5 protein-coding genes and 1 riboswitch are annotated in these 5,129 nt (G+C 37.7%); all 5 genes read left to right on the top strand.

All coding sequences use genetic code 11. The annotated features are described in order from the left end of the window. Positions 1–263 precede the first annotated feature (263 nt). Complete coding sequence (locus tag M3221_RS25350) at positions 264–776, top strand: GrpB family protein (protein ID WP_251274806.1); 513 nt, start codon at positions 264–266, stop codon at positions 774–776. Positions 777–926: 150 nt separating this feature from the next. After that, positions 927–1,069: riboswitch (cyclic di-AMP (ydaO/yuaA leader) on the top strand. 335 nt (positions 1,070–1,404) lie between these two features. Then, positions 1,405–1,821: a sporulation protein gene (locus M3221_RS25345; RefSeq protein WP_251274805.1), complete on the top strand. Its 417-nt coding sequence runs from the start codon at positions 1,405–1,407 to the stop codon at positions 1,819–1,821. Positions 1,822–2,036: 215 nt separating this feature from the next. Continuing rightward, positions 2,037–3,368, top strand: a complete 1,332-nt coding sequence (locus M3221_RS25340) for a TrkH family potassium uptake protein (RefSeq protein WP_251274804.1) — start codon at positions 2,037–2,039, stop codon at positions 3,366–3,368. 26 nt (positions 3,369–3,394) lie between these two features. Beyond that, on the top strand, positions 3,395–4,051 hold the full coding sequence (locus M3221_RS25335; protein WP_251274803.1) for a potassium channel family protein: 657 nt from the start codon (positions 3,395–3,397) through the stop codon (positions 4,049–4,051). 476 nt (positions 4,052–4,527) lie between these two features. Further along, positions 4,528–4,728, top strand: coding sequence for an alpha/beta-type small acid-soluble spore protein (locus tag M3221_RS25330; RefSeq protein WP_251274802.1), 201 nt, complete (start codon positions 4,528–4,530; stop codon positions 4,726–4,728). Positions 4,729–5,129: the final 401 nt, after the last annotated feature.

Genomic DNA, 5,129 nt, shown 5'->3' with positions numbered 1-5,129 from the left:
AAATTGATAGATGAACTTTCACATATTAATGTAATCAGTTTGTTTTGTGAAGAACATTTAATACCTTTCTATGAAAAAAACAATTTTAAATACAGCAAATCACAATATGTAATGCATAGAAAATAATCAATACCTCGGCTGTCATTTCGGCAGCCTTTTCTTATTCAGCTAATGGAGTAGGTTAGGTAAAGAAAAAAACTTGAATTTTATAATATAGACTAATGAGATAGTGAAGAATTTAAGCAATGGGGAGGTTATAGAAAATGCTTGGGTTACCAAAAGGTAAGGTATTTTTAGTTCCTTGGACAACTGAATGGGAAAAGGAATTTTCATTTGAGAAAAAGAGGATACAAGATGTAATTGATAAGTATATAGTAGATGTTCATCATATTGGAAGTACAGCAGTAAAGAATTTAAGTGCAAAGCCCATTATAGACATTGCGATTGAGTTGAAGGATTTTCAGGATGGAGAAAAATGTGTAAAGCCATTAGAAAAACTGGGATATTCTTATAAAGGAACAAACGTATTACCAGATAGACATTACTTTAACAAAGGTGAGCCAAGAACACATCAAATACATATGTATCAAAGTGGCAATAGATATTTACTTGAACAGTTGAGTTTTAGAGAGTATTTGAGGAAAAATGAATCAGCAAGAAACCAATATGAAAAACTTAAACAGGAATTATCGTTAGTAAGCAAAGGTAATAAACATAAATATTCTAAAGATAAAACTGATTTCGTTAAGTCTATCTTAGATAAAATGAACAAATAACATCAGTTTGTTACTCAACTAACGAGGGCTTTAGTTGAAGAAGTTAATAAAATCGGGCTCCCCATATTAGACATGTCTAATATACGCGGTCCTTTGAAATTAATATTGACTGAAAAAAGTAAGCAGAGTAAAATAAATTCCATCAGCAACTACATATCTCGGCCTAGTCCCGTCAGCGGGAACGGAGGAACCAATTTATTGGGGCTAATTCTACAGTTTAGTAGAAGGGATGAGAGCAACTCTTTCGCCATCCTGCCCGTCAGCTAACTTCGTCGGCTAAAGCGAAGGAGGTCTGAAGACCACCTTTATTCAGGGGGCTTTTTTTTGTGGTATCAACCATCGCGGAAAAGAGCAGCTTGAGCAATAATAGGTCTTTTTATTATACCTATTTTTAGGAAAAGCAGCTTGGGAGACAGAACGCAAAGAGAGCAGTCAGGCTTGCTGGGCGTTGCGTAGACCGATGATGTCTTTTTCTCTAACAAAACAGGAAGCATTTTTCCTTTGTTTTTGTGCGGAGAAAAACGTCATTGGTCTTTTTTATTTTAAAAAGAAAGGGTTTTGATTATACAGCAGGCAAAATAATGATCGGATAAGTACTCAGCATTTAATTTAGGGGGATTTGTACGTAGTGATTAGAAAAATTATAAGCCAATTACGTTTGCGCATTGGTTCTGCAAGTATTGATCTTATATTAGACAAAGATGAATTTAGGCCCGGAGAAAAAGTGACCGGATACTTTTTTCTTAAAGGAGGACGGTTTGAGCAAAAAATCAACAGGCTCGAATGTGATTTGGTGGTAACAGACGAACAAAAAAAGGAAGAGAGATTCACTGAAAGTGCTGTAACTAGATTGATGTCAAAACCAATTAGCTCAAAAGAATCGAGCCAAATTCCCTTCACTTTTCAATTGCCAAGCAAATTAGATACTTCACCTAGTAAGTGTTCATATAGGTTTCGCACAAAACTAGTTTTTAGTGATGGAACTAAGAGTGTTAATCATGATCAAATTAAAATTCTGAACGAGAAAAATCAACTTGCCAATTAGTTTTACTAGGCAAATCAATAGTTGGACCAAAACATTAGATGGAGCAAAGGATTATTAATCTTCAGAGGGGCAAAGGAATAGAGTTGAAAATAAAGGAAATACTAAAATGATTAATGTAAATATCACAGCCGCAGTGGGATTATTTGTATACATAGCTATATGGCCGGCTAAAAAAGTAAAAGAATATGAAAAACTAATTCAGTGGGGAGGTCATTATGAAAAAAAGATCTCTTGATCCGCCAAAAATTTTGGTGTTGGGCTTTGCAACGGTCATTCTTATTGGGGCATTGTTATTGACTCTTCCCATTGCCACAGAAGATGGAAAGGGTCTCTCATTTTTAAATGCGTTATTTACCTCTACATCTGCTACATGTGTAACAGGACTTGTCGTCGTAGACACCGGAGATACATTTACCATGTTTGGAGAGCTGGTCATACTATCGCTTATTCAAATTGGTGGACTAGGATTTATGACTTTTGCAACTTTTTTATTTGTCTTATTAGGCAAAAGAATTTCTTTAAAGGAAAGGCTGCTGCTTCAGGAAGCCTTAAACAATCTTTCGATTGAAGGGGTTGTAAGGTTAGTAAAAAGAGTGTTGCTATTTACGGCGGTAATTGAGATTGTCGGGGGAACGATTTTATCTATTCGTTTTGCTTTTGGTATGCCAATTGGGAAAGCCATTTATTTTGGCTTTTTTCATGCCATATCAAATTTTAATAATGCAGGGTTTGATTTGATGGGAGAATTCCGCAGTTTGACTCCTTATGTAGATGATCCTGTTGTCGTTCTTACTGTATGCCTTCTTATCACATTAGGCGGAATCGGCTTTATTGTCATGAGTGAACTGTATGAATACTCTAATACCCGCTGTCTATCTATGCATACAAAGGTAGTACTGGTGACAAGTTTAATCCTAACGCTTGGTGCAGCCATTTTAATCTTTGCATTTGAATATGAAAATAGTAAAACAATAGGGTCTTTGTCCAATACAGGAAAAGTACTAGGATCGTTGTATCAAGCAGTTACGCCGAGGACAGCGGGTTCCAATACACTGCCCATTGCGGAGTTAACACAGCCTACCTTGTTCCTGACGATCCTTCTTATGTTTATTGGAGGAAGTTCAGGATCAACTGCAGGGGGTATCAAAGTGACTACCTTAGCTGTTTTAATGGCAGCAGTATGGTCGCAGGTAAAAGGAAAAGAAGATGTTGTGTTATTCAAACACAGAATTGTGGCTGAAACCATATTCAAAGCACTTACCCTCACACTAGTTGGCATGTTTATTGTAATTACTCTTACCATGCTTTTAAGCATTACAGAAAAAGGGTTCGATTTTATCTTTTATTTATTTGAAGCGGCTTCTGCCTTTGGAACAGTGGGTCTCTCTATGGGATTGACGCCAGAATTATCTCCTATTGGACGTGTACTCATTATTCTCACTATGTTTGCCGGAAGATTGGGGCCTTTAACCATTGCTTTTGCCCTGGCGATGAGACGTAAACCGGATCCTTTCCGTCGTCCAAAAGGAAAAATAATGATCGGGTAATCAGAATAGAGGGAGCGGTGATAAAAATGGAAACACAACAATATGCAGTTATTGGTCTGGGGAGGTTTGGAACGGCGGTAGCCAGAAGGCTTCATGAGGCTGGACATGAGGTTTTAGGAATTGATGCGAATGAGGAACGAGTCGAAGATGCTGAATTATACGTGACTCACGCGGCCATAGGGGACAGCACAGAAGAGAAGACCCTCATAGCCGTTGATATTCGCGATTTTGATTGTGCGATTGTAGCTATCGGTAATGACATACAATCCAGCATTTTAACCGCTCAGCTGCTAAAGGAGCTGGGAGTGAAAAAAGTAATCGCAAAAGCCATAGGCAAGCAGCATGGAAAGGTTTTAGAGAAAGTGGGAGTCGACTGGATTATATATCCAGAAAGGGATATGGGAGAACGCGTTGCAAACCAGCTTTTATCACCAAATATATTGAATTACATTGAGTTATCAAAAGAGTACAATATACAAGAAATATCAACCCCTCGGGGAATGGCTGGAAAAAGTCTGCAGGAACTTGATATCCGTGCTAAATATGGCATCAGTGTCATTGCCATTGTAAGCGGTTCGGATATTATCGTATCTCCATCTCCATCTCAAATTATTCATAAAGAAGATTTGCTAGTGGTGATTGGAGACAGAGAAAGTTTAGCTAAATTTTCAAGTATAGAATGACAGTTGTCCAGACAGAGTGGCTTACTATTTGTAGCCGCTCTTTTTTTTTATAGATTAAACTAGTATTCATAACTTATGAGTTATGACATGATTGCTTGTTCAACTAACGGAGGCTTAAGTTGAAGAAGGGATAAAGCAAAGGATCAAAAATTGGTCCTTTTTTTCTTTTGTAAAAACATCAACACTATCGTTTAAAGCCAGCCAACAATAATATGCCTGCTGCTAACATCTACTTTGCTTTCACTTGCTCCCCCCATATGTTTTTTTCACTATTGCATTACAAAATGTGAGGTTATTGGAAAATATTTTAATGAAAAAAATTTCTTGAAATACGAATAACGCGGATAAAGTGCCAGATTCAATACATACTAGTCACACAATCACATCGGGTTCTTCATCTGGCAGTCCGGACGATTCAATCGCAGCGGTGCAACTCCGTTAGTACCCGGCCAATTAAAAAAGGGAGATGAACAGTTATGCCAAACAACAACACTAATCAACTAGTCGCCCCAGGAGCACAGCAAGCCATCGACCAAATGAAGTACGAAATCGCATCAGAATTCGGAGTACAACTAGGTGCAGACGCTACAGCACGCGCTAACGGTTCAGTTGGCGGCGAAATCACGAAACGTTTAGTACGTATGGCTGAACAGCAATTAAACGGATTCCAAAAGTAATACGGTAATTTCCAAGCATCCCGCCTCAAATAATGGAGGCATTGAAAAAATCTAGATAGTTTTAACCAAGCCAGGCATTTGACAATTCAATCGTCGAATGCCTGGCTTTTTTCATTTTTCTTCCACTTGTAAAGGGGGCTGATTGTTGAGGGTAAAATGGTTGTTACATAAAAATGAACTGATTGCTTGTAGTTCATTTCTAATTCAAATAACGGATGCTTTTGTTTAATATCTCGGCTGTCATTTCGGCAGCCTTTTCTTATTCAGCTAACGCAGCAGGTTAGTTGAAGAAAGACACCTCGGTTATAACGCTGTAAAATTAAGTAAAAGCCATTGGGAGGACCAAAACTTGAATATAGAAATATTGAGCTTTACTGAAAGAACTATCAAAGCTATTGATG

Origin of the sequence: Domibacillus indicus (assembly GCF_023715895.1) — a bacterium.
In the GTDB taxonomy this organism is placed as follows: Bacteria; Bacillota; Bacilli; order Bacillales; family Domibacillaceae; genus Domibacillus; species Domibacillus indicus_A.
This window is presented reverse-complemented; position numbering and strand designations above follow the sequence as displayed.